Annotated in this window: 21 protein-coding genes; 12 read left to right on the top strand and 9 right to left on the bottom strand. The window is 71.9% G+C overall.

What is annotated here, in order from left to right:
• Positions 1-12: 12 nt before the first annotated feature.
• From ACKUU6_RS06490 to ACKUU6_RS06465, 6 genes are all read left to right on the top strand, one after another.
• Positions 13-333, top strand: a complete 321-nt coding sequence (locus tag ACKUU6_RS06490; protein ID WP_407987496.1) for a hypothetical protein — start codon at positions 13-15, stop codon at positions 331-333.
• Positions 330-722, top strand: coding sequence for a cupin domain-containing protein (locus ACKUU6_RS06485; protein ID WP_407987495.1), 393 nt, complete (start codon positions 330-332; stop codon positions 720-722). The genes ACKUU6_RS06490 and ACKUU6_RS06485 overlap by 4 nt, the downstream gene beginning before the upstream one ends.
• 20 nt (positions 723-742) lie before the next feature.
• The gene (locus ACKUU6_RS06480; protein ID WP_407987494.1) at positions 743-1297 is read left to right on the top strand and encodes a VOC family protein; all 555 of its coding nucleotides are present in this window, start codon (positions 743-745) and stop codon (positions 1295-1297) included.
• Positions 1298-1302: 5 nt separating this feature from the next.
• On the top strand, positions 1303-2418 hold the full coding sequence (locus ACKUU6_RS06475; protein WP_407987493.1) for an NAD(P)-dependent alcohol dehydrogenase: 1116 nt from the start codon (positions 1303-1305) through the stop codon (positions 2416-2418).
• A 94-nt stretch (positions 2419-2512) separates the two neighbouring features.
• Positions 2513-3154, top strand: coding sequence for a response regulator (locus tag ACKUU6_RS06470; RefSeq protein WP_407987492.1), 642 nt, complete (start codon positions 2513-2515; stop codon positions 3152-3154).
• Between the two features lie 115 nt (positions 3155-3269).
• Positions 3270-5285, top strand: a complete 2016-nt coding sequence (locus ACKUU6_RS06465) for a histidine kinase (RefSeq protein WP_407987491.1) — start codon at positions 3270-3272, stop codon at positions 5283-5285.
• 418 nt (positions 5286-5703) lie between these two features.
• Here the strand turns inward: ACKUU6_RS06465 and ACKUU6_RS06460 are convergent, their stop codons facing one another.
• Entirely contained in the window at positions 5704-7482 is a 1779-nt protein-coding gene (locus ACKUU6_RS06460; protein ID WP_407987490.1) for a multicopper oxidase family protein, read from the bottom strand.
• Between the two features lie 280 nt (positions 7483-7762).
• Here ACKUU6_RS06460 and ACKUU6_RS06455 point away from each other — a divergent pair, with 280 nt between their 5' ends.
• Complete coding sequence (locus ACKUU6_RS06455; RefSeq protein ID WP_407987489.1) at positions 7763-9073, top strand: M28 family peptidase; 1311 nt, start codon at positions 7763-7765, stop codon at positions 9071-9073.
• Between the two features lie 66 nt (positions 9074-9139).
• On the opposite strand, the gene ACKUU6_RS06450 is transcribed toward ACKUU6_RS06455, so the two are convergent.
• Positions 9140-10840, bottom strand: coding sequence for an acyl-CoA dehydrogenase family protein (locus ACKUU6_RS06450; RefSeq protein WP_407987488.1), 1701 nt, complete (start codon positions 10838-10840; stop codon positions 9140-9142).
• Between the two features lie 16 nt (positions 10841-10856).
• Positions 10857-11399, bottom strand: a complete 543-nt coding sequence (locus ACKUU6_RS06445) for a PadR family transcriptional regulator (RefSeq protein WP_407987487.1) — start codon at positions 11397-11399, stop codon at positions 10857-10859.
• Positions 11400-11498: 99 nt separating this feature from the next.
• Here ACKUU6_RS06445 and ACKUU6_RS06440 point away from each other — a divergent pair, with 99 nt between their 5' ends.
• Both ACKUU6_RS06440 and ACKUU6_RS06435 read left to right on the top strand, forming a co-directional pair.
• Entirely contained in the window at positions 11499-12494 is a 996-nt protein-coding gene (locus ACKUU6_RS06440; RefSeq protein WP_407987486.1) for a winged helix DNA-binding domain-containing protein, read from the top strand.
• 80 nt (positions 12495-12574) lie between these two features.
• Positions 12575-13048: an SPW repeat protein gene (locus tag ACKUU6_RS06435; RefSeq protein WP_408649624.1), complete on the top strand. Its 474-nt coding sequence runs from the start codon at positions 12575-12577 to the stop codon at positions 13046-13048.
• Positions 13049-13115: 67 nt separating this feature from the next.
• Here ACKUU6_RS06435 and ACKUU6_RS06430 read toward each other — a convergent pair whose 3' ends face one another.
• The 5 genes from ACKUU6_RS06430 to ACKUU6_RS06410 form a co-directional block, all read right to left on the bottom strand.
• Positions 13116-14501 (bottom strand): class II fumarate hydratase, encoded by a 1386-nt coding sequence (locus tag ACKUU6_RS06430; RefSeq protein WP_407987484.1) that lies wholly within the window; start codon positions 14499-14501, stop codon positions 13116-13118.
• Positions 14502-14571: 70 nt separating this feature from the next.
• On the bottom strand, positions 14572-14760 hold the full coding sequence (locus ACKUU6_RS06425; RefSeq protein WP_407987483.1) for a hypothetical protein: 189 nt from the start codon (positions 14758-14760) through the stop codon (positions 14572-14574).
• Positions 14761-14839: 79 nt separating this feature from the next.
• A complete protein-coding gene (locus ACKUU6_RS06420; protein WP_408649623.1) occupies positions 14840-15340 on the bottom strand; it encodes a SigE family RNA polymerase sigma factor in 501 nt (166 codons plus the stop codon).
• Positions 15341-15417: 77 nt separating this feature from the next.
• Positions 15418-16248, bottom strand: a complete 831-nt coding sequence (locus ACKUU6_RS06415; RefSeq protein ID WP_407987481.1) for a hypothetical protein — start codon at positions 16246-16248, stop codon at positions 15418-15420.
• A gap of 134 nt (positions 16249-16382) precedes the next feature.
• On the bottom strand, positions 16383-16736 hold the full coding sequence (locus ACKUU6_RS06410) for a DUF2809 domain-containing protein (RefSeq protein WP_407987480.1): 354 nt from the start codon (positions 16734-16736) through the stop codon (positions 16383-16385).
• 266 nt (positions 16737-17002) lie between these two features.
• Here ACKUU6_RS06410 and ACKUU6_RS06405 point away from each other — a divergent pair, with 266 nt between their 5' ends.
• Entirely contained in the window at positions 17003-18502 is a 1500-nt protein-coding gene (locus tag ACKUU6_RS06405) for an arabinofuranosidase catalytic domain-containing protein (RefSeq protein WP_407987479.1), read from the top strand.
• 63 nt (positions 18503-18565) lie between these two features.
• The gene (locus ACKUU6_RS06400; protein ID WP_407987478.1) at positions 18566-20965 is read left to right on the top strand and encodes a ricin-type beta-trefoil lectin domain protein; all 2400 of its coding nucleotides are present in this window, start codon (positions 18566-18568) and stop codon (positions 20963-20965) included.
• A gap of 57 nt (positions 20966-21022) precedes the next feature.
• On the opposite strand, the gene ACKUU6_RS06395 is transcribed toward ACKUU6_RS06400, so the two are convergent.
• Positions 21023-21538 (bottom strand): GNAT family N-acetyltransferase, encoded by a 516-nt coding sequence (locus tag ACKUU6_RS06395; RefSeq protein WP_407987477.1) that lies wholly within the window; start codon positions 21536-21538, stop codon positions 21023-21025.
• 110 nt (positions 21539-21648) lie between these two features.
• On the opposite strand from ACKUU6_RS06395, the gene ACKUU6_RS06390 reads away from it, so the two are divergent.
• Positions 21649-22824 (top strand): acyl-CoA dehydrogenase family protein, encoded by a 1176-nt coding sequence (locus ACKUU6_RS06390; RefSeq protein ID WP_407987476.1) that lies wholly within the window; start codon positions 21649-21651, stop codon positions 22822-22824.
• Positions 22825-22864 lie beyond the last annotated feature (40 nt).

The raw sequence follows: 22864 nt of genomic DNA, 5'->3' as shown, positions 1-22864 counted from the left end.
GGGAGAGCCAAGATGACCAGCACCGCGATCACCGCCCTCCGCCGGGGCCGCGCCGTGGACCCGGGCCGGGTGCTCACCGGCCCGCTGCGCGGGGTCGGCCTCAGCTGGCTGGAGCCGCAGCAGAGCGTCGAACTGACCGCCGACGGCGTGGAGCACGCGCTCTACGTCACCGCCGGCGCCGGGCGGGCGAGCACCGGGGAGAGCGACGTGCCGCTCGCCGAAGGCACCGCCGTCACGCTGCCACTGGGCGGCGAACTCGTCCTCACCGCCGGGGATTTGGGCCTGGAGTACTTCCACGCCGTCCTGGCCGTACCGGGAGAAGGCCCCCGATGATCGTCACCACCGCCTCCGCCGCCGCGATGACCGTGGTCGGCCCGGGCAGCGAGCGCACCCGCGTGAGCTGCCTGGCCCGCCGTGACCTGGTCACCGCCGCCTGCGAGTCCTTCGAACACCTCCGGCTCAGCCCCGGCGGCACCCACCACCGCGCGGGCCGCCCGGAGAGCGAGGCCGCCTGGTACGTGCTGCGCGGTCCTGTGGTCGTCGAGCAGTGGCCGGACCGGTCCCAGCACCTGGCCGACGCCGGTGACCTGCTGCTGATCCCGGCGGGCCAGGACCTGTACCTGGTGGCCGGGCCGCTCGGCGCCGAACTGCTCTGCCTGACCCTCGGCACCCGCCCGGCCCCGCGCCGCCGCCCGCTGCCGCGCCGCCGCACCCGTCCCTGATCTGCTGGGAGGAGCCCACCATGAGTGCCATCCCCGGTGCCCTCGCCGTGCACCACGTCGCGTACACCGTGCCCGACCTCGACCAGGCGGTCACCTTCTTCACCGAGGTGATCGGCGCCGAACTGGCCTACCGGACCGGGCCGGTGCACGACCCGGACGGGGACTGGATGACCCGTCAGCTGGGCGTCCACCACCGGGCCGCCGCCTACGTGGCGATGCTCCGGCTGGGGCCGGTGACCAACCTGGAGCTGTTCGAGTACAGCGCGCCGGACCAGCGCCGCGAGCTGCCGGGCAACAGCGACTGGGGCGGCCACCACCTGGCCATCGCGGTCACCGACGTGGACGCCGCCGCCGCGTACCTGCGGGCGCAACCCGGTGTCCAGGTGCTCGGCCGGCCGGAGACGGTGGCCGACGGCGGCCCGATCGACGGTGACCGCTGGGTGTACTTCCGGGCGCCGTGGGGCCTCCAACTGGAGCTGATCGACCTGCCGCCCGGGCTGCCGTACGAGCAGCGGACCGAGTCCCGGCTCTACCGCCCGACCGGGAGCTGGAGCTCGACCGGGAGCTGGAGCTGAGGGCCGTGCCGACGACCGCCACCGCCGCCGTGGTCCGGGGCCGGGGAGAGCCGTTCACCCTGGAGCAGGTCCGACTGGACGACCCGCGCGCCGACGAGGTGCTGGTACGGATCGCCGCCGCCGGGATCTGCCACACCGACCTGAGCGTCCGCGCCGGGCACACCCCGGGTCCGCTGCCCGCCGTGCTCGGCCACGAGGGCGTCGGGACGGTCGAGGCGGTGGGGAGCGCGGTGACCCGGCTGACGGTCGGTCAGACCGTGCTGCTCACCTTCGCCTCCTGCGGGGAGTGCCCCGACTGCCGGGCCGGGGAGCCGGTCCGGTGCGCGTACTGGCCCCGGCTGAACCTGTTCGGTGGCAGCCGGCTGGACGGCAGCGCCACGCTCGGCGGCGCCGACGGCTCGCCGCTGCACGGCCACTTCTTCGGCCAGTCCTCGTTCGCCACCCTCGCGCTGGCCACCGAGCGCAACGCGGTGCCGGTGCCGGCCGGGGTGCCGGCCGCGCTGCTGGCGCCGTTCGGCTGCGGCGTGCAGACCGGCGCGGGGGCGGTGCTGAACGTGCTGCGGCCCGACCCCGGCGACACAGTGGTGGTGTTCGGCGCCGGGGCGGTCGGCCTGTCGGCCCTGCTGGCGGCCAGGCTCACCCCGGCCGCCCGGCTGGTGGCGGTGGACGTCCGGGCCGACCGCCTGACGCTGGCTCAGGAGCTCGGCGCCACCGACGTGGTGGACGCCACCGCCGTGGACCCGGTCGAGGCGGTTCTCGAACTGACCAGGGGCCGGGGCGTCCAGCACACCCTGGAGACCAGCGGCCGGCTCGGACCGCTAGGGCAGGCGGTGCGCGCGCTGGCGGTCGGCGGTACCTGCGCGGTGGTCGGGGCGCCGCCGGCGGGCAGCAGGCTCGCCCTGGACGTCCCGGCGCTGCTGGACCGGGCGCCCCGGATCGTCGGCGTCAACCAGGGCGCGAGCCGGCCCGGGCGATTCCTGCCCGCGTTGGTGGACCTGTACCTGGCGGGCCGACTGCCGGTCGACCGGTTGGTGCGCACCTTCCCGTTCGCCGCCGTGGAACGGGCCGCAGCCGCCGCAGCGGCGGGAGAGGTGGTCAAGCCCGTCCTGGTGATGCCCTGAGAGCGGGCCCGCCTGGCAGCATGTCACGCTAAGTCATATATCCATCACTGGTAGTGTCGGCCAGGTGGATGAGTCGCAGAGGGGCGCCGGTCCGGTGCGTGTACTGATCGTTGACGACCACCCGCTCTTCCGGGAGGGTCTGAAAGCCGCCCTGCAGAGCGCCGACGGGATCGAGGTGGTCGGTGAGGCGGAGACCGTCGCGGCGGTTCCCGAGGCGGTGGCCGCCGGTCTCCCCGACGTGGTGGTGCTCGACCTCTCGCTGCCGGACGGCTCCGGCCTGGAGGCGGCCCGCCGCCTGACCGAAGAGACCCCGGGCGTCCCGGTCCTGATGCTCACCATGGCCGACGACGACGGCAGCCTGCTGGCCGCCCTCCAGGCCGGTGCGCGGGGGTACCTGGTAAAGGGCGCCGGACGGGACGAGGTGCTGCACGCGGTACGCACCGTGGCGGCCGGCGGCGCGGTGTTCGGCTCGGAGATCGCCGTCCGGATCACCGCCCTGCTGGCCGGCACCCGGCTGCGCGAGGCGGGTCAGCTGTTCCCCTCGCTCACCGCGCGGGAGGCCGAGGTGCTCGACCTGGTGGCCCGGGGGCTGGACAACCGCCGGATCGCCCGCGAGCTGGTGGTGGCCGAGAAGACCGTCCGCAACCACGTCACCCACATCTTCGAGAAGCTGCACGTCGCCACTCGCGCCGAAGCGGTCGCCCGGGCCCGGGACATGGGGCTGGGCGGCGACTGAGGACCGACCAGGGACCGTGGCCCCTCGCGGCCGGGACAGCGGGCCGACCAGCATGGACCGCCCATGGACCGGGGTCACGCACCGGGACGACGGACCGGGGTCACGAGGAGGCCAGATGAGCGGGAACGAGAGCACCACCACGGCCAGGGCGTTCGCGGCTGCCGCCCTGGCCCTGCTCTGCACCCTGGTGTGGGTGGTCCTCGCCCTCGCCAACGGGGGGCTCGAAGGCATCAGCGACCACTACTTCTTCGACGGGGTCTGGGTCGCGCTCGGTCTGACCTTCACCCTCTCCGGCCTGGTGCTGGTGATCAACCGGCGCGCTCCCGGCCTGGGCGTCCTGCTGCTGGTCGCCGGGGTGCTGCAGTCGCTCCGGATGGTGGTGCTGCTGGCCGCCGCACTGGCCGGGGCCGGCCCCGGGGCGATGAAGCCGGTCGTGATGCTGGTGCTGGCCGCCGACATCGCCTACCTCTTCCTGGTGACCGGCTTCCCGCTCTGGCTGCCCGACGTCCGCCTGCCCGGCGGGATCTGGCGGGGCGTCACCGTCCTGGTCGCCGCAGTGAGCGCGGTGTTGGGCTTCTTCAACACCGCCCGGGTCAGCGACTGGTACGAGCTGCCGAACCCGCTCCACGGCACCGCGGCGTACACGTGGCTGGACGACCGGCTCGCCCCGCACGCCTTCGACGTCTTCACCGCCGTCCTGGCCCTCACCCTCACCATCGCCCTGGTCCGCTGGTGGCGCTCGCCCGGTCGGCACCCGCACCTGACCGTGCTGGTGGCGGCCTACCTGGTGTGGGCCGCGCTGGTCACCGTCCCGCCCTACCTCGGCGCCATGCCGGACTGGCTGCCCTACGCGGTGGTGACCGCGGGCGAGGCCGCCTGGCTGCTGGTCCCGGTCGCCACCTTCCGCCGGGACCGCTCGCTCTCGCTGGACCGGGCCGCCCGGCGGTACCTGGCCGGCTACGCGTTCTGCACCCTGCTCTTCCTCGGCATGCTGGCCACCGCGTACCTGACCCACCGGCTGCTGCCGGGCGGCGAACCGGCCGACCGCTGGTGGCTGATCCTGATCGCGGCCGGGCTCGGCGCGCTGCTGCGCCCCGCCGCCCGGGCCGTGGTGCGGGCGGTGGACCGGTACTACTACGGCGAGCGGGCCCAGCCGTACCAGGTGGTGCGCAGACTCGCCGAGCGGATGAGCCAGGCCGTCGGACCGGCCGAGGCGCCGCCGCTGCTCTGCCAGACCGTGGTGATCGCGCTCGGCCTGCCCGCGGCCCGGGTCCGGGTCCGCACCCGCAGCGGGCCCCGCGAGCTGGCCCGGCTCGGCGACGTCGAGCTCGCCGCCGAGAGCTTCCCGCTCAGCTACGAGGGCGCCGTGATCGGCGAGCTGTCCGTGCCGCCGCGCTCCGGGCAGCGGGAGCTGGACCGGCAGGACCGCGAGGTGCTCCGGCTGCTCGCCGACCAGGCCACGCCCGCGATCGCCTCGCTCCGGCTGTACGAGGACCTGCAGGCCAGCCGGAAGCGGATCGTGCTGGCCCGGGAGGAGGAGCGGCGGCGGCTCAGGCACGACCTGCACGACGGGCTCGGGCCCGCGCTGTCCGGCCTCCGCCTGCAGATCGACGCGGCCCGCTCGGGCCTCCCCGCGGAGTCCGGGGCCGCCGCCTCGCTCACCACCGCCTCGGCCGGGATCGGCCAGGCGATCACCGAGCTGCGCCGGATCACCGACGGGCTGGCGCCCGCCGCGCTCGGCAGCGAGGGGCTGGCCGGAGCGCTGCGCCGGCTCGCCGACGGCCTCGGCAACCACGCCCTCCGGGTCACCCTCGACCTCGACCCCGACCCGCTGCCGACCCTGCCCGCCGCCGTCGAGGTGGCCATCTACCGGATCAGCGGCGAGGCCCTCAACAACGTGGTCCGCCACTCCGGTGCCGCCTCCGCCCGCCTCACCCTCCGGGTCCGCCCCGACGAGGTGACCGTCGAGGCCACCGACGACGGCGCGGGTTTCCCCAGCCACACCGGCGGCGCCGGGGTGGGCCTGCGGTCGATGGCGGAGCGGGCCGAGGAGCTGGGCGGCACCTTCACTGCCGCCAACGACTCGGGCGGCGCGGTGGTCCGGGCGGTCTTCCCCCGGGTGCACGGCTGACGCCGTCCGGGGCCGGTGTCCTGGTCCGAGTGGGGACCAGGGGCTCATGTGGGTGGGACCGGAGCGGGGTGACAGTGGTGGAAAAGCCCCGTGGAACGGAAGTGAGGCACCAGATGGCAGTGAACACCGAATCCAGGCAGTACGGCAAGGGCGGCGGCGGCCCCTGCGGAGGCCCGGGTCAGCCGCCGTGCCCGAAGAAGTCGGAGGAGGAGCCCGAGGAGGAGCGGACAGCCTCGCTCGGCCCGGGCGGTGGCTGCGGCGGGCCGGGTCAGCCACCTTGCCCGTGAGCCCCGACCCCCACTGTGATCCGGATGCCCGGCCAGGAACCTCCTGGCCGGGCATCCGGCCGTCCACCGGCCGGGGACGGTGCGTGGGAGCCCGGCCGGTGGTGTCCGGCCGGGCTCCCAGGCGGGCGGGTTCAGTGCCCGTGGTGCATACCGCCGTGGCCCATCCCCGGGTCCAGGGCCATCACGGCGGCCGGGGAGACGGTGAAGGGCCGCATCATGCCGTCGTCCTCGTGGTCGAGGATGTGGCAGTGGTACATGAACCGGCCGGTGGCGCCGGTGAACCGGCCCGCCACCCGGACGAGTTCGCGCGGCGAGACGGTCACGGTGTCCTTCCAGCCCTGGTCGGCGGGGTCGATCGGGTTCTGGACGCCCCAGCCGACCGGCTTGCCGATCGGGGTGCCGCCGGCCACCGGGTCGAAGCCCGTGACGTCGACGGTGGCCCGGGTCAGGATCTGGAACCGGATCAGGTGGATGTGCACCGGGTGCAGGGCCAGCTGCGCCAGGTTGATGATGGTCCACTGCTCCCAGGCGTCCTCGTCGATCCGCCAGTTGAGCCGGTCGTTGAAGTCGGCCGAGACTCGTCGGTAGGTCTGCCCGGCCTGCCCGGCCGCCTGGACCTGGACGATCCCGTCCACGACCGTCCCGGCCGGCGGGACCTCCGCCTCGGGGACCTCCTCCATCTCCCAGAAGTGGAACATCGCGCCGCTGTCCTGAGTGATCATCAGGACCCGGTGGTTGTGGTGCGGGATGTCCTCGTGGGTCAGCCGCCGGAAGCTCGGTGAGAGCACGGCGGGCAGGGCGAACGGCTCCGGCTCGGTGACCGCCGAGACCCGGAACTCCATCACCTCGGGGTCGGGCAGCCGGTTGGCCGGGTCGGCGACGCCGACCGCGTCCTCCTCGCCGATCGGGGCGCCCTCGGCGGGCGCCGGGGCGGAGTTGACCAGCCGCAGGGTGCGGCCGGCCAATGCGGTGAAGTCGACGAGCAGGTCGGCCCGTTCGGCCGGGGCCAGGCTGAGACCGCGGCCCGGCAGCGGGATCGGGGTGCCGAACAGGCCGGCGTCACTGCCGATCTGCCAGGCCACGCCGTTCACCCGCTGCCCGTCCTGGCCGACCAGGTGCAGCCGGTACGGACGGGAGTTGGCGGCGTTCAGCACCCGGAACCGGTACCAGCGCGGCCTGACCTCGTGGTGCGGCCAGATCACGCCGTTCACCAGCGTCCACCGCCCGCAGTACGGCAGCGGGCCGACCGTCTTGTGCAGCAGCTGCCCGGTCAGTGCGCCGTCGGGGCCGGTGGCGAGATTCCGGTCGCAGAGCACCAACGGGACCTCGAACTCCCCTGTGGGCAGGCGCAGTCGGTCCTCCTCCTCGTCCCGGACCAGGTACGTGCCGACCAGCCCGGCCAGCACGTTGAGCCGGGTGACGCCCATCGCGTGGTCGTGGTACCAGAGCGGCATCGCGGCCTGGTCGTTCGGGTACTCGGAGAGCTGGGAGTGGCCGGTGTGGACCGCGTTGTCGGTCCAGCCGTCGTTGCCGCCGTTGGTGACCGCGCCGTGCAGGTGCACGACCAGCCAGGGCGGCAGGTCGGGACCCCGGGGATCGAGCAGGGCGGGGTCGATGCCCGGTACGTTCTCGGCCGGCGGCACGGTGAGGTCCGGGACGTGGCCGATCTGGGCGGGGTACGGGGTGCTGATCCGGTTCTGCCAGTCGATCCGCAGTCGCTGCCCGCGCCGGACCTCGATGGTCGGACCGGGGAAGGTTCCCTCGTACGTCCACATCGGGGTGGGGGGCAGTTCGGAGTGCAGCTGCACGTCGGCCGACAGCTGGCGGATCGTCAACTCGGCTTCGGGGCGCAGCACCTGGGGGATGCGCAGCGGGTCGGCGAACTTGGTGAGCTCGGTGGGTTCGGGCACGGGGGACCTCCGGACGGTCGGTTTCGGCTCCACGGTGGGCCATCCGTTGTCCCGTTTTCATGAGGCAGTGGTCCTGGTATGTCCTGGGCCGATGCCGACTCGGTTGCCGGGTGCGGGGGTTGGACCCCTTGACGGGATCTCGGTGTCCACCCAATCATCATGGTCGCGTCAATAGTCACCCGCCGACCGGCCATCAGGTCCGGCGGCGCTCGCACGTTCCGTTCTGCCCCACCAGAATCTGGAGCCCTCCTTGTCTCAGCGTGCCTCGCGGCGATCCCGCGTGCTCCGCTCCGCTCTCGCAACCGGTGCCGCCGCCACCCTGGCCGCCGGCTTCCTCGCCACCACCGCCTCCGCCCAGGTGACCACGGCCCGCCCGGCCGCCGTCACGGTGCAGGCCGTACCGGACATCCCGGTCGCCAACGTCAAGGCGCACCTGGCCCAGCTCCAGTCGATCGCCACCGCCAACGGCGGCACCCGGGCGCACGGCCGTCCCGGCTACAAGGCCTCGGTCGATTACGTGAAGGGCAAGCTGGACGCCGCCGGGTTCACCACCACCCTGCAGACCTTCACCACCAGCGGTGCCACCGGCTACAACCTGATCGCGGACTGGCCGGGCGGCGACGCGAACCACGTCATCATGGTGGGCGCGCACCTGGACTCGGTGACCGCGGGCCCGGGCATCAACGACAACGGCTCCGGCTCGGCCGGCATCCTGGAGACCGCGCTGGCGGTCTCGCGAGCCGGTCTGCAGCCGACCAAGCACCTGCGGTTCGGCTGGTGGGGCGCGGAGGAGCTGGGCATGATCGGCTCCAAGTACTACGTCAACAACCTGCCCGGCACCGAGCGGGCGAAGATCGACGGGTACCTGAACTTCGACATGATCGGCTCGCCCAACCCGGGCTACTTCGTCTACGACGACGACCCCAAGCTCGAAGGGGTGGTGAAGGCCTACTTCGCCGGCGTCGGCGTGCCAACCGAGATCGAGACCAACGGCGACGGCCGCTCCGACCACGCCCCGTTCAAGAACGTCGGCATCAAGGTCGGCGGTCTGTACACCGGCGGCGACGAGGTCAAGACGGCGGCCCAGGCCACAAAGTGGGGCGGCACCGCGGGCAAGGACTTCGACGCCTGCTACCACGCCTCCTGCGACACCAGCGCGAACCTCAACGACACCGCGCTCGACCGGGGCAGCGACTCCATCGCGTACGCGGTCTGGACCCTGGGCACCGAGGCCCCGCCGCTGCCCGGCACGGTCTTCGAGAACACCTCCGACGTGCAGATCCCGGACAACGGCGCGGCGATCACCTCCTCGGTCACCGTCAGCGGCGTCACCGGCAACGCGCCGGCCGCCCTCCAGGTCGGAGTGGACATCAAGCACACCTACCGCGGTGACCTGGTGGTCGACCTGGTCGCCCCGGACGGCAGCAGCTACCGGCTGAAGAGCTCCAGCAGCGACTCGGCCGACGACATCGTCACCACCTACACCGTGAACGCCTCCAGCGAGGTCGCCAACGGCGTCTGGAAGCTCAAGGTGCAGGACGTCGCGGCCCAGGACACCGGCTACGTCAACAGCTGGAAGCTCACCTTCTGACGGTCCGTCGGTGCCGGGCCCCTGCTGCCCAGGGGCCCGGCACCGGCCTGCTCAGACCGACCGGCCTCAGGGCCGCATCTCGTACGCGCCGGCCAGCGCCTCGACCCGGGCCCACAGCTTCGCGGTGCGCTCGGCGTCCGCCACCGGGCGGCGGACCTGGGAGAGCGCCCAGGCGGCCTGCGGCTCGCTGGTGGAGGTCTTGCCGTGCAACTCGGTGGCGTGCGCGGAGAAGTCCCGGACCAGGAAGTCGAAGATGCCGTCCAGCAGGTCGGGCTCGGTCCCGGTCAACTCGGCCTGCTCCAGCACCAGGTGGCCGTAGACCACCAGGGCGAACAGCTGGCCGATCTCCAGCAGGAAGTCCAGGTCCTGCTGCTGCTCGGCGGTCGGCGCGTGCTCCAGCATCAGTGCGCACAGGCCGTCGGCCTGCTCGCGGAACCTGGCCACGTTCGGCAGGTGCGCGTGCGCGTCGTAGGCGGTCCGCCAGTCGTGGAAGCGGATCGCACCCAGGCCCCGGGCCGGGCCCTGACGGAACAGGAACTCGTCGTCGGCCGGGTCCAGCCGGGTCGGCACCGGTGCGTAGTCGGTGGGCGCGAACAGGTAGTTGGCCATGAACTTGAGGATCAGGGCCAGGTTGACGTGCACCGTGCCCTCCAGCTTCGGCAGGCCCCGGATGTCCTTGGCGGCCTTGTCGAAGTAGGTGTCCGCCTCGAAGCCCTTGGCCGCGACGACGTCCCACATCAGGTCGATGACCTTCTCGCCCTCGGTGGTGACCTTCATCTTGGTCATCGGGTTGAAGAGCAGGTACCGGCGGTCCTCCGGGGAGGCGCTGCGGAAGTAGTCCACCGCCCGGTCGCTGAACAGCTTCATCGCGTTGAGCCGCAGGTACGCGTCGGTCAACTCCCGCCGCACGTGCGGGAAGTCGGTCACCTTGCGGCCGTACAGCACCCGGTTGTGGGCGTGCGTGACGGCCTCGTACATCGCGTGCTCGCAGATGCCGACGGAGGCCGTGCAGAGGTTGAACTTGCCGACGTTCACGGTGTTCAGCGCGGCGTCGAAGGCGGCCTTGCCGGTGTGCAGCACGTCCTCGGCCCGGACGGGGTACTCCTCGAGCCGGAACTCGCTGACGTACATCTGCGCGTTCACCACGTTCTTGACCAGGTGGTACGCCTCGTGGCGGCTGTCGGCCGCGAAGAAGACGTAGCCCTCCGGGCCCTCGACGTCCGAGCGGCGGCCGAAGACCGAGACCAGGCCGGCCACGTTGCCGTTGCCGATGTAGTACTTGGAGCCGGTGGCCGTGAAGCCGCCCTCGCCGTCCGGGGTGAGGATCATGTCGGTGGAGTAGATGTCCGCGCCGTGGCTGCGCTCGGACAGCCCGAAGGCCATCACGTGACCCTCGCTCAGCAGCTTGGCAGCACGCGCTCGGACGGCCTCGTTCTCGCTCTGCCAGACCGGGCCGAGACCCAGGATGGTGACCTGCCAGGTGTACCAGTAGCCGAGGCCGTAGAAGCCGAGGATCTCGTTCAGTTCGGCGATCCGGGCGGTGTCCCAGCGCTTGTCGGCGTCGGCGCTGCTCGGCGTCAGGAACTCCGCGAACAGGCCCTCCTTGGCGGCGAACTCGAGGAAGTCGCCGTACCAGGCACGGTCGACGTAGCTGTCGATCAGCGCCTTCTTGCCGCGCGACTCGAACCAGTCCACGGTGGCGCGCAGCAGTCGGCGGGTGGTGTCGTCGAACTGCTTCGGGTCATAGGTGCTCGGGTTGAACAGCATGGTGAAGTCCTGTGGGTTAGTCGGCGAGACGGTGCAGGGTGGTGAGGACGTCGTCGAGCCAGGTGATGGTCATCCGCTCGTACTCGATGCCGCCGCGCAGCACCACGTGCTGGAGCTGCTGCTGCGGGTCGAGGTCGGCGCCGGCTGGGAAGTCGCGCCGCTCGCCGGTGAGGTAGCGCTCCAGCAGGGCGGCGTGGCTCTCCCGGTGGCGGGTCACCTCGGAGATCAGGGCGGCGGGGTCGTCGAAGGCGGCGGCCCGGATCTTGACCGCCAGTTCGTGCCGGACGGTCTCCGGCTCGACCGGTTCGCGCAGCCAGTCGGAGAGCACGGAGCGCCCGTCCCGGGCCACCGCGTACACCTTCTTGTCCGGGCGGCCGTCCTGGGCGACCTCCTGGGCGGCGATCCAGCCGTCCGCCTCCATCCGCCGCAGTACCCGGTAGATCTGCTGGTGGGTGGCGGTCCAGAACCGTCCGATCGAACGGTCGAACCGCCGCGCCAGCTCGTACCCGGAGCCGGGCTGCTCCAGCAGTGAGACCAGGATCGCGTGCTCCAGTGCCATGCCCGCCATCTTGCTATGCAACGAGTTTCATAGGCAACGCCGCCTCGCCGGGTTGAGACGCGGATCACGCCCGGTGCGTCGCCGGAGCAGAATGGCGGGGTGATCGATGACGACCGGCTGCTCCGGTGGCGGATGCACAGTCAGTTCGGACGGCGGGCCGACTCCGTGGCGGCGATCGCCGGTCGGGCGCCCGGCATCCAGGCACAGGACGCCGGGGCGGCCCGGCTCGGGCTGCGGGCGCGCGGGCTGGGCGAGGCGGCGGCGGTGCAGCGGGCGTACGAGGCGGGCGAGGTGGTGAGCAGCTGGCTGATGCGCGGCACGCTGCACCTGGTGCCGACGGGGGAACTCCGGCCGTTGCTGGCCCTCTTCGGGGCGCGGAACGTCGCCGCGGGGGCCCGCAGGCGGCGGGAGCTGGGCCTGACGGCGGAGGTCTGCGAGCGGGCGCTGGCGGTGCTGCCCGAGGTGCTGACCGAGCCGCTGTCCCGGGCCGCACTGGTGGCCCGGCTGAACGCCCACGGGGTCGGTATCGAGCCGACCGGGCAGGCCCCGGCCCACCTGATGGCGTACGCGGCGGGGCTCGGCGTGCTCTGCCGGGGCGCCGAGCCGGCGCCGCGCCAGCCCGGGTACCGGCTGCTGCCGCCGGGGGAGGAGGCCGATCCGGCGGAGGTGGCGGCGCGGCTGGCCGCCCGGTACGTGGCCGCCTTCGGCCCGGCCGGGCCGGCGGACTTCGCGGCCTGGTCCGGGCTGACCCTGGCGGTCGGCCGCCGGGCCTTCGCCGGGCTGCCCGAGATCGCGGCCGGGCTGTTCGCGGTCGGGGAGCCGCCGGGGGAGGGCGAGCCCCTGGTTCGGCTGCTCGGCGCGTACGACAACCACCTGCTCGGCTACCGCGACCGGAGCCTGATGCTGGATCAGCGGTACGCGAAGCGGATCAACGCGGGCGGCGGGGTGGTCCGGCCCGCGCTGGTGGTGGACGGCCGGGTGCTCGGCAGCTGGCGCCGCGAGGACGGCCGGGTGGTGGTGGAGCCGTTCGAGGCGTTGCCCCAGAAGCTCTGGGAGGCGGAGGCGGCCGCGGTGGAGTCCTTCGTTCAAGGATAATTCCGGACAAACTGTTATTTCTGTCGCAGACTGGGTAGTGACCATGCGCTTGCCAAGTGCTGACTTAGGAGGTGGTCCTGGTGTCAACCCAGCTGCCGATGAGCATGGAGCACCATCCGGACATCCTGGAACTGCGTGAGCAGTACGAGCGGGTGGTGTCGACTCCCCTGGCGCAAGCGGTCGAGGCACTGGCCATGCTGTCGGGTCTGTTCCTGGCCGTGTCGCCCTGGGTGGTCGGGTTCTCCGGCTTCTCCGGGCTGACCGCCAGCAACCTGATCCTCGGCCTGGCCTTCACGGCGCTGATGGCGGGCTACGGTTCGGCGTACGAGCGCACCCACGCCCGTGCCTGGGCCGCCACGCTGATCGGCGCGTGGACGATCATCGCGCCCTGGGCGGTCGCCGGTTCGGAGTCCGTCCGCCGGACCATTCTCACCAATGTGATCACCGGCGGCCTGATGGTCTGCCTGGGTCTGGCCGCCGCCGGAATGGCAGCGGGCCTGACCGGGCGGGGCACGCGCCGGACGCGATCCCGAGGTATGGCTGCCGAAGGGTGACGTATTTGCGCGGGTGGCGCGGACCGGGAGGTCCGCGCCACCGGTGCGTCCAGTGGTGGGGGAACGGTCAGGGGTGGGTCATCCGCAGCACGTCCAGCGCCTCGTCCAGCTGCGCGTCGGTCAGCTTGCCGGCCCGGACGTAGCCGCGTTCCTCGACCACCTGACGGATCGTCTTGCGCTCGGCGACCGCCTGCTTGGCCACCTTGGCGGCCTCCTCGTACCCGAGGTAGCGGTTCAGCGGGGTGACCACCGAGGGGGAGGACTCGGCGTACTCCCGGGCCCGTTCGACGTTGGCGGTCACGCCGTCCACCGTGCGATCGGCGAGCAGCCGGGCGCTGTTGCCCAGCAGCCGGACCGACTCCAGCACGTTGCGTGCGATCACCGGCAGCATCACGTTCAGCTCGAAGTTGCCACCGGCCCCGGCCACCGTGACGGTCGTGTCGTTGCCGATCACCTGGGCGGCCACCATCAGCACCACCTCGGGCAGCACCGGGTTGACCTTGCCCGGCATGATCGAGGAGCCGGGCTGGAGGTCCGGCAGGTTGAGCTCCCCCAGGCCGGTGCGCGGGCCCGAGCCCATCCAGCGCAGATCGTTCGCGATCTTGGTGAAGCCGACCGCCACGGTGCGCAGCTGGCCGCTCAGCTCGACCAGGCCGTCCCTGGCGCCCTGCGCCTCGAAGTGGTCCCTGGCCTCGGTCAGCGGCAGCCCGGTGGCGCGGGCCACCTCGGCGATCACGGCGGCCGGGAAGCCGGGCGGGGTGTTGATCCCGGTGCCCACCGCGGTGCCGCCGAGCGGCAGTTCGGCCACCCGGGGCAGGGTGGCCCGGAGCCGTTCGACGCCGTACCTGACCTGGGCCGCGTAGCCGCCGAACTCCTGACCGAGGGTGACCGGGGTGGCGTCCATCAGGTGCGTCCGCCCCGACTTCACCACCTCGGCGAACTCGTCCGCCTTCCGCTCCAGCGCGGCCGCGAGGTGCTCCAGGGCCGGGATCAGCTCGCCCGTCACGGCGGCGGTGGCCGCGATGTGGATCGAGGACGGGAAGACGTCGTTCGAGGACTGGCTCGCGTTCACGTGGTCGTTCGGATGCACCGGCCGACCCAGCCGCTCGGCGGCCAGGGTGGCGATCACCTCGTTGGCGTTCATGTTGGACGAGGTGCCGGACCCGGTCTGGAACACGTCCACCGGGAACTGGTCGTCCCAGCGCCCCTCGGCCACCTCCTCGGCGGCCGCCACGATCGCCCCCGCCGTCTCCCCGTCGAGCACGCCGAGCTCGGCGTTCACCCGCGCCGCCGCCGCCTTGATCCGGGCCAGCGCCGCGATGTGCGCCCGCTCCAGCCGCTGGCCGGACACCGGGAAGTTCTGCACCGCCCGCTGGGTCTGCGCCTGCCACTTGGCGGACGCGGGTACCCGCACCTCACCCATCGAGTCGTGCTCGATCCGGTACTCCTGCATGACCTGCACCTCCTGCCTCTGCCAGCCGCGCGGACGCCCCGGGTATTTCCGGACGGCGCTGTCGACTTCGCTACTGGCCGAGCAGGCGGGCGAAGTCGTAGCCGACGTCGGCCAGGGTCAGCACGCTGCCGAGGTCGCTGACGGCCAGCACCGGGATGCTGTGCCCGTCGGCGGACGGCACGTCGGGGGTGGGAGCGGCGTGGGCGGGGACGGTGGCGGCCACGACCAGCAGGGCGGCGGTGGCGGCGATTCGGAGCACGGTATGCATGACCCGCCCAACCGGCGGACCGCGCCAAGGGTCACGGCAGGTCACACGTCTGCGCGGAACCGACCCCCGGTCAGCTGAACAGCACCTCACGGTCCGAGCCCAGCTGCGTCCGCAGCACCGCCAGCGCGCGCATGCTCTGGGACTTCACCACGGCGGTGCTCACCCCGAGGATCTCGGCGGTCTGCTCCACGCTCTGGTCGTCCCAGTAGCGCAGCAGCACGATCGCCCGGTCCCGCTTGGGGAGCAGCGCCAGGGCGTTCAGCAGGGTGAGGCGGTCGGCCGTCGGGTCGGTCGACTCGGGGCGGTCCGGTAGCTGGTCCACCGTCAGTTCGCCGCTGCTGCGGAGCCGTTTGTGGTCGAGCAGGGTGTTGAGCAGCACCTTGCGGGCGTAGCTGAACGGGTCGCCGCCCTGGCGGGCCAGCCTGTTCCAGACCACGTACATCTTGGTGAGGGTGCCCTGGGTCAGGTCCTGGGCCAGGTGCCAGTCGCGGCACATCAGGTAGGCGGTCTGCCGCAGGCGGGTCACGTTGGCCTCGGCGAACGCGGTGAAATCGGCTTCGGTGCGCACCATCGGGCTCCGGGTCTCGGGGTGGGGACATGAGGGGAGCCGCGGCCCCGGGATCGGGGCCGCGGCGGTCGGGTGGTGCGTCAGGGGGACGGGAGCGCCGGGTACTTCGCGTTGGCCGCCTCGACGAAGGAGGACGGCATGGTCAGCCCGACCAGCGGGCTGCTCGCCAGGGCGACGGCCTGCTGCTCGGTCAGGGCCGGGACGGCGTGCTCCGCCTCCGTCCTCAGGCAGGAGGAGATGTCGACGGCCACGTTGAACGTCGGACGGTGCACCGTGATCCGGGTGGCCTGGATGCAGTTGCGCGGATTGGTCTGCACCTCCACGACGTCACCGGCGGGGGAGGTGGAGCAAGCGGTCGGCATCGGGCCGGTCGGGTCCGGCCAGCAGCGGTCCGAGCCGCCCTCCGGGGTCAGGTACGCGCTGACGCCGATCCTGCCGATGCCGGCCGGCGTGGTCACGTGGGCGAACACGTCGACGGCATTCGGCCGGGCCGGGTTGGCGGCGTGGTGGTCGGTGGTCAGTCCGGCCGGCAGCGACTGCACCACGGCGGCCAGCAGCGCGGCGGACGTGGCCGGAACCATCGGGCCGGTCGGCGCCACCGGGGTCGGGCTCACCGGGGTCGTCGGCGTTGTGGACGTCACCGGTGCGGAGGAGGCAGGCCCGGCGGCCGGTCCGACCGCCGAGGTCTGCCCCGGGCCGGTGCCCAGGGACGAGACCAGTACGGCGAGCACGGCCACGGCGGTCACCGATCCCACCCCGGCGGCCGCCGCCCGCAGGCGCCGCTGCCGCCGGCCCCGCCGGGTGGCCTCGCCGACCAGGTCGCCCAGCGGCGGCGCGCCGAGCGTGCCGAGTTCGCTGTCCAGGACGTCGTGGAACCCGTCGGGTCGAAAGTCGACTTCTTCGTTGTTCATTCTCGGTTGGTGTCCTTCTGGGGAGTGTCAACCGCACGCCGGCCATGCGGACCCGCTTCCATGCGGGCTGTACCTACCAGGACGGGTCGGGCCGTCGGTTCGGTCGCAGCATCCGGCCAGGAGTTGACGCAGGCTCACCCCGTGCCGGTTCCCCGCTGTTCGATCGCGCGGTGCAGCAGCAGGCAGACGGCGGCCCCGAGGGTGTAGCAGAGCAGGTCCGGCGGGTTGAAGGTCGAGCCGAGCACGGGCCGCAGCACGGGGGGTATCCGGGTGAGTTGGAGGAACTCGACCGCGAAGCTCAGCCCGAGCGCGGTCCCGGCCACGGCGGCGGGCCGGGTGCGGGGAGCGGCGAGCAGCACCAGCAGGTACAGCAGCGTGGCGTAGAGGGCGTCCCCGAGCGCGTCCGCCACCGTGCCACCCGCCACGGCCGGTGAACCGAGCCCGGCGGCGACGGTGACCGTGATGAGCACCAGAATTCTCGAACGCACAGCCCTACCCTCCGTGAAGTGCCGTCAGGAGCCTACTGGAAGGCTTGTGTTGCACATGTCTTGAAGTCCTGGCGCGATATGTGTCAGTCTCATTTCGCCCACCTCGATGTGAGCGTTCACAGACCGCTCCACGTTTGCGTGTATCACGCCATCGCCGCACCACCCGTGAGATGCCCGGGCAGTGTTCGCACGATGATCGCTCCGGCAGATGAGACTGATCCATCCTTCTCCAAGTGTCGTATTGATCCGCGCTTCAGGAGGTTCCGATGCACCACCGCACGTCCTCCGGCTCCACCGGCTCACGCCCCGTCAGGCCCGCTGCGGTGCTGTTGCTGATCCTCGCGATGGCGCTGGCCGTCCTGGGCGGCCCGGCCGCCGCGGGCGGTCCCACCCCCGCTGCCGCCGCCGTGGCGGCCCTGCCCTGCGACCTCTACGCGGCCGGCGGCTCGCCCTGCGTCGCGGCCCACGCCACCACGCGGGCGCTGTTCGCGGCCTACAACGGCCCGCTCTACCAGGTCCAGCGCGCCTCCGACCGCGCATACCACGACGTGGGCCTGCTCTCCGTCGGCGGCTTCGCCGACGCGTCGGCCCAGACGTCCTTCTGCGCCGGAACCTCGTGCACCATCACCAAGATCTACGACCAGAGCAGTCGCCACAACGACCTGCCCATCTCCTGGGGCGGCTACTGGAAGGGCCCTGGCCCGAACGGCGCCGACGTCGGCGCCGACGCCGCGGCGCTGCCCGTCATGGCGGGCGGACACCCGGTCTTCGGCGTCAAGGTCACGCAGGGTGTGGGCTACCGCGTCGACCACGCCAACGGAGCTCCCACCGGCTCCCAGCCGGAGGGCATCTACATGGTGACCTCGTCCGACTTCACCAACCAGTGGTGCTGCTTCGACTACGGCAGCGGTGAGAACAGCCACACCGACACCGGCAACGCCACCATGAACGCCATCTACTGGGGCAACGCCTGCTGGTTCGGCAGCTGCACCGGCAGCGGCCCCTGGGTCGAGGCCGACCTGGAGAACGGGATGTTCCACACCAACGCCGGCTCCAACAAGGACCCCAACAACCAGGGTGTCCACTACCCCTTCGTCACCGCCCTGGAGAAGAACAACGGGACCAGCAACTTCACGCTCAAGTACGGGAACGCCGCCACCGGAGGGCTCACCACCACCTACTCCGGCGCACTGCCCAACGGCTACTCGCCGATGAAGAACGACAGCTCCCTGCTGCTCGGCACCGGCGGCGACAACAGCGTCTCCGGCCAGGGCGAGTTCTTCGAGGGCGCCATCACCACCGGCTTCCCCACGGACGCCACCGAGAACGCCGTGCAGGCGAGCATCAACGCCGTCGGCTACGGCAAGCCCGGTGGTGGCGCGGTCGCCCCGCTGCGCAGCACCAGCGCCAACCGCTGCCTGGACGTCCCGAACAGCAGCCAGACCAACGGCACCCAGACCCAGCTGTGGGACTGCTACGCCGGCACCAACCAGCAGTGGACCGCGAGCGCCGCCAAGGAGTTGCGGGTGTACGGCGGCAAGTGCCTGGACGCCGAGGCCAAGGGCACGGCGAACGGCACCAAGGCGATCATCTGGGACTGCAACGGCCAGACCAACCAGCAGTGGAACCTCAACGCCGACGGCACCGTCACCAGCGTCCAGTCCGGCCTCTGCCTGGACGTCAGCGCCTACGGCACCGCCAACGGCACCCTGATCCAGCTGTGGCAGTGCACGGGAGCCGGCAACCAGAAATGGGGCCGCAGTTGACCTGAGACGCAGCGCGCGCTCCAGCCGTCCCGCCCCCCCACCATGCGAGGAGAGAGCGATCCCATGCAGTCCACCCACCGCAGGCTCCCGGCGTTCAGCCGTACCAGAGGGGCCCTGGTCGCGGCCCTGGCCGTCGGCTCCGTCATGGTCGCGCCCGCCGCCGTGTCGCACGCGGCGACGATGACCACCCTGTACGTCTCGCCGACCGGCAGCGGGACCGCCTGCTCCTCCTCGGCCCCCTGCTCGCTGACCCAGGCGAAGACCTCGGTGCAGGCCGTCAACGCGAACATGTCCGGTGACATCGTGGTGCAACTCGCGGGCGGCACCTACCGGTTGACCGCGCCGCTCGCACTCGGCAGCGCGGACTCGGGCAGCAACGGCCACCGGGTGGTCTGGCAGGCCGCCCCCGGCGCGAGCCCGGTGCTGTCGGGCGGCCAGCAGGTGACCGGCTGGACCCTGAAGGACTCCGCGAACAACATCTACGCGGCGGCGGTCCCGACCGGGGTCGACTCGCGGCAGGTGTACGTCGACGGGCTGCTGGCGCCGCGGGCGGCGATCGCGATCTCGCGCAGCGACGTGAACATCACGGCCGCCGGGATGACCATCGTCAATCCGGCGCTGAACTACCTGGCCACGCTGCCGCAGCAGAACAGGATCGAGCTGGAGAGCCAGAACTCCTTCACCGACCGGTTCGCCCCGGTGCAGTCCATCAGCGGGACCAGCATCACCATGCAGCAGCCGGCCTGGAACAACAACAACTGGGGCTACGACACCCTGGCCAAGCCCTTCGCCGGCGGGTCGCTGCAGCTGCAGAACTCGTACGCGTTCCTGAAGTCCACCGGACAGTGGTTCCTCGACCCGTCGGCGGGCCAGCTCTACTACAAGGCTCCCGCCGGCTGGTCGGCCGCCGCCCACGACATCGAACTGCCGCGGCTGACGTCGCTGCTGCAGGTCAGCGGCAGCTACACCAACCCGGTGCACGACCTCACCTTCCAGGGCATCGCCTTCCAGCACACCACCTGGCTGCAGCCCGGCACCTCCGTCGGCTACGCCGACCAGCAGAGCGGTGCCTTCCTGGCGCGTCCCTTCACCCAGCCCGCGGACTTCATGACCTCCTGCCAGTCGGGATGCCCGCTGTTCGAGGCGGCCCGCAACAGCTGGAACCAGGTGCCGGCAGCCGTACAGGTCTCGGCAGCCGCCTCGGTCACGTTCACCGGGAACTCCTTCTCCCACCTGGGCCAGGTGGGCCTGGGCATCGGCAACGACGCGAACGCCCACGCCTCCGGCGTCGGCCTGGGCGCCTCGGACATCACGGTCTCGGGCAACACGTTCACCGACGACTCCGGCGCGGGCATCGTGGTCGGCGGCGTGCAGCCCGACGCCCACCACCCGTCCAACGCGGCGATGACGAACCAGAACATCACCATCCAGAACAACCGGATCAGCGACGTCGCCAAGGACTACAAGGACATGGCCGGGATCCTCTCGACCTACGTCACGCACGCCGTCATCACCCACAACGAGGTCTCGGACCTCGCCTACGACGGCATCGACGTCGGATGGGGCTGGGGCGCCAACGACGCCGGCGGCAGCCAGGACTACCGCAACCGCGGCCTCTACAACTACCAGCCCGTCTACACCACGGCGACGACCCTGAAGAACACCGTCGTCAGCTACAACAAGGTGCACGGCACCAAGAAGGTGTTCCACGACGGCGGCAGCATCTACACCCTGTCGGCCAACCCCGGTACGTCCATCGACCACAACTACGTCTACGACAACAGGAATACCGTCGGCCTCTACCTCGACGAGGGCTCCCGCTACGAGACCCTCAGCAGCAACGTGGTCCAGGACTCGGGGGTGTGGGCCTTCACCAACGCGGGCGGCGGCAACAACACCAACGACAGCACCTTCTCCGGCAACTGGTACAACGGCGGCGCCACCCAGGTCGCCACCGGCGCCCCGCACAACAACGTCCTGACCGGGAACGTCCAGGTCAGCGGGACCAACTGGCCGTCAGGTGCGCAGCAGGTGATCGCCCAGGCGGGCGTGACGAGCGCCGGCGGCAGCACCGGAGCACTGCACGCCGTGGGGGCGGGCCGGTGCCTGGACGTACCGAACGGGTCGACCACCCTCGGCACCCAGACCCAGATCTGGGACTGCAGCGGGGCCGGCAACCAGACCTTCACCCGCACCCCGGACGGTCAGTTGACGGTCTACGACGGCACCAGCCGGCTCTGCCTGGACGCCTACGCCAAGGGCACCAGCAACGGCACCAAGGTCGCCGTCTGGACCTGCAACGGCCAGAGCAACCAGCAGTGGACCTTCAACTCCAACGGTACCGTCACCGGGGTCCAGTCCGGCCTCTGCCTGGACGTGACCGGTGCGGCCACCGTCAACGGCTCGCTGGTCCAGCTGTGGGCCTGCAACGGCCAGTCCAACCAGCAGTGGAACCTCTCCTGAGCGGAGGCTCTCCCGTCGGGCGCACCGGGGTCCATCCCTGGTGGGCCTGACGGCATGTCAGGACAGTGCCTTGTGGAAGAACGTGGTCGGCCGCAGCACCCCGGCCGGGTCCGCCGCGTGGTCCGGGACCGTGCCGAAGGCGGTCCAGCCCGCCGTCCGGTAGAGCTGCTCGGCCGGGCTGTCGGTCTGGGTGTCCAGCAGCAGGGTGACACCGTGCTCGGCGGCCCCTTGCTCGGCGAGCTCCAGCAGCCGGCGGCCGAGACCCCGGCCCCGGGCCTCCCGGTGCACCAGCAGCTTGGCCAGGTCCGCCCGGTGCCTGCCGTTCGGGTAGGAGGTCAGCCGGAGCTGTACGGTGCCGAGCACCCGGGGTCCGTCCAGGGCGGCCCAGAGCAGCAGCTGACCTTCCTTCACCGGCTCTTCCAGCCCGCGCCACCACCGCGCGCCCTGGTCCGCCGAGTACCCCGCCAGGAAGCCCACCGAGGCGCCGTCGGCCACCGCGTCGGTCAGCAGCTCGCCCAGTCCGGCGGCGTGGTCGAGCAGGGCGGTGGCGGTGAGCCGGACGAGGGTGGTCATGCGGTGGTGCTCCGTTCGAATGTGGTGGGCGTCTCGCACCTTGCCATGTCCCTGTTGCGGGGGTGTTACGCGATACTCGTGCCACTCTCACCCCGCCCGAGGAGCGCGACATGCCACGTATCAGCCCCGACCCGGCCGACCTGCTCGCGGTGGGTGAGCTGCTCACCGACGAGGAGCGCCTGATCCGGGACACCGTACGGAAGTTCGCGGACGAGAAGATCCGGCCGTACGTGGGGGACTGGTTCGAGCGGGGGGTCTTCCCGGCGAAGGAGCTGGCGCCCGAGCTGGGGAAGCTCGGGGTGCTGGGCATGCACCTGGACGGCTACGGCTGCGCCGGGTCCACCGCCGTCGAGTACGGCGTGGCCTGCATGGAGCTGGAGGCGGCCGACTCGGGGCTGCGCAGCTTCGTCTCGGTGCAGGGCTCGCTCGCCATGCGGTCGATCCACGCCTTCGGTTCGGAGGAGCAGAAGCAGCGCTGGCTCCCGGAGCTGGCGGCCGGCCGGGCGATCGGCTGCTTCGGCCTGACCGAGCCGGACTTCGGCTCCGACCCCGCCAACATGCGCACCCGGGCCCGCCGCAAGGGCACCGACTGGGTGCTCTCCGGCACCAAGATGTGGATCACCAACGGCTCGATCTCGGACGTCGCGGTGATCTGGGCCCAGACCGAGGACGGCGTCCGCGGCTTCCTGGTCGAGCGCGGCACGCCGGGCTTCTCCGCCACCGACGTGCACGGCAAACTCTCGCTGCGCGCCTCGGTCACCAGCGAGCTGGTGCTGGACGAGGTGGTGCTGCCCGCCGACGCGGTCCTGCCCGGCGTACGTGGCCTGCGCGGCCCGCTCTCCTCGCTGGGCGAGGCCCGGTACGGCATCCTCTGGGGCACCGTCGGCGCGGCCCGGGACTGCTACACCACCGCCCTGGAGTACGCGAAGACCCGGATCCAGTTCGAACGCCCCATCGCCGCCTTCCAACTGACCCAGCAGAAGCTGGTCGAGATGATGCTGGACGTGGAGAAGGCCTACCTGGTGGCCCACCGCATCGGCCGCCTCAAGGACGCCGGCCAGTGCCACCCCGCCCACATCAGCTTCGGCAAGCTCAACAACGTCCGCACCGCGATCGAGGTGGCCCGCACCGCCCGTACCATCCTGGGCGCCAACGGCATCACGGTCGAGTACCCGGTGCTCCGGCACGCCAACAACCTCGAGTCGGTGCTCACCTACGAGGGCACCTCCGAGATCCACACCCTGGTCCTCGGCGAGACCATCACGGGGGAGTCCGCCTACCGCTGACCGGCGGAAATCCGGTGGGGGTCGGTGGGTCCACCGCTAG

This window comes from Kitasatospora sp. CMC57, assembly GCF_045866025.2.
GTDB lineage: Bacteria > Actinomycetota > Actinomycetes > Streptomycetales > Streptomycetaceae > Kitasatospora.
This window is presented reverse-complemented; position numbering and strand designations above follow the sequence as displayed.

Coding starts and splice junctions, on each gene's coding strand:
- ACKUU6_RS06405 (WP_407987479.1), top strand. CDS start 17,003: ATGCACCACCGCACGTCCTCCGGCTCCACCGGCTCACGCCCCGTCAGG.
- ACKUU6_RS06390 (WP_407987476.1), top strand. CDS start 21,649: ATGCCACGTATCAGCCCCGACCCGGCCGACCTGCTCGCGGTGGGTGAG.
- ACKUU6_RS06445 (WP_407987487.1), bottom strand. CDS start 11,399: ATGGCACTGGAGCACGCGATCCTGGTCTCACTGCTGGAGCAGCCCGGC.
- ACKUU6_RS06480 (WP_407987494.1), top strand. CDS start 743: ATGAGTGCCATCCCCGGTGCCCTCGCCGTGCACCACGTCGCGTACACC.
- ACKUU6_RS06450 (WP_407987488.1), bottom strand. CDS start 10,840: ATGCTGTTCAACCCGAGCACCTATGACCCGAAGCAGTTCGACGACACC.
- ACKUU6_RS06395 (WP_407987477.1), bottom strand. CDS start 21,538: ATGACCACCCTCGTCCGGCTCACCGCCACCGCCCTGCTCGACCACGCC.
- ACKUU6_RS06400 (WP_407987478.1), top strand. CDS start 18,566: ATGCAGTCCACCCACCGCAGGCTCCCGGCGTTCAGCCGTACCAGAGGG.
- ACKUU6_RS06490 (WP_407987496.1), top strand. CDS start 13: ATGACCAGCACCGCGATCACCGCCCTCCGCCGGGGCCGCGCCGTGGAC.
- ACKUU6_RS06465 (WP_407987491.1), top strand. CDS start 3,270: ATGAGCGGGAACGAGAGCACCACCACGGCCAGGGCGTTCGCGGCTGCC.
- ACKUU6_RS06415 (WP_407987481.1), bottom strand. CDS start 16,248: ATGAACAACGAAGAAGTCGACTTTCGACCCGACGGGTTCCACGACGTC.
- ACKUU6_RS06420 (WP_408649623.1), bottom strand. CDS start 15,340: ATGGTGCGCACCGAAGCCGATTTCACCGCGTTCGCCGAGGCCAACGTG.
- ACKUU6_RS06430 (WP_407987484.1), bottom strand. CDS start 14,501: ATGCAGGAGTACCGGATCGAGCACGACTCGATGGGTGAGGTGCGGGTA.
- ACKUU6_RS06485 (WP_407987495.1), top strand. CDS start 330: ATGATCGTCACCACCGCCTCCGCCGCCGCGATGACCGTGGTCGGCCCG.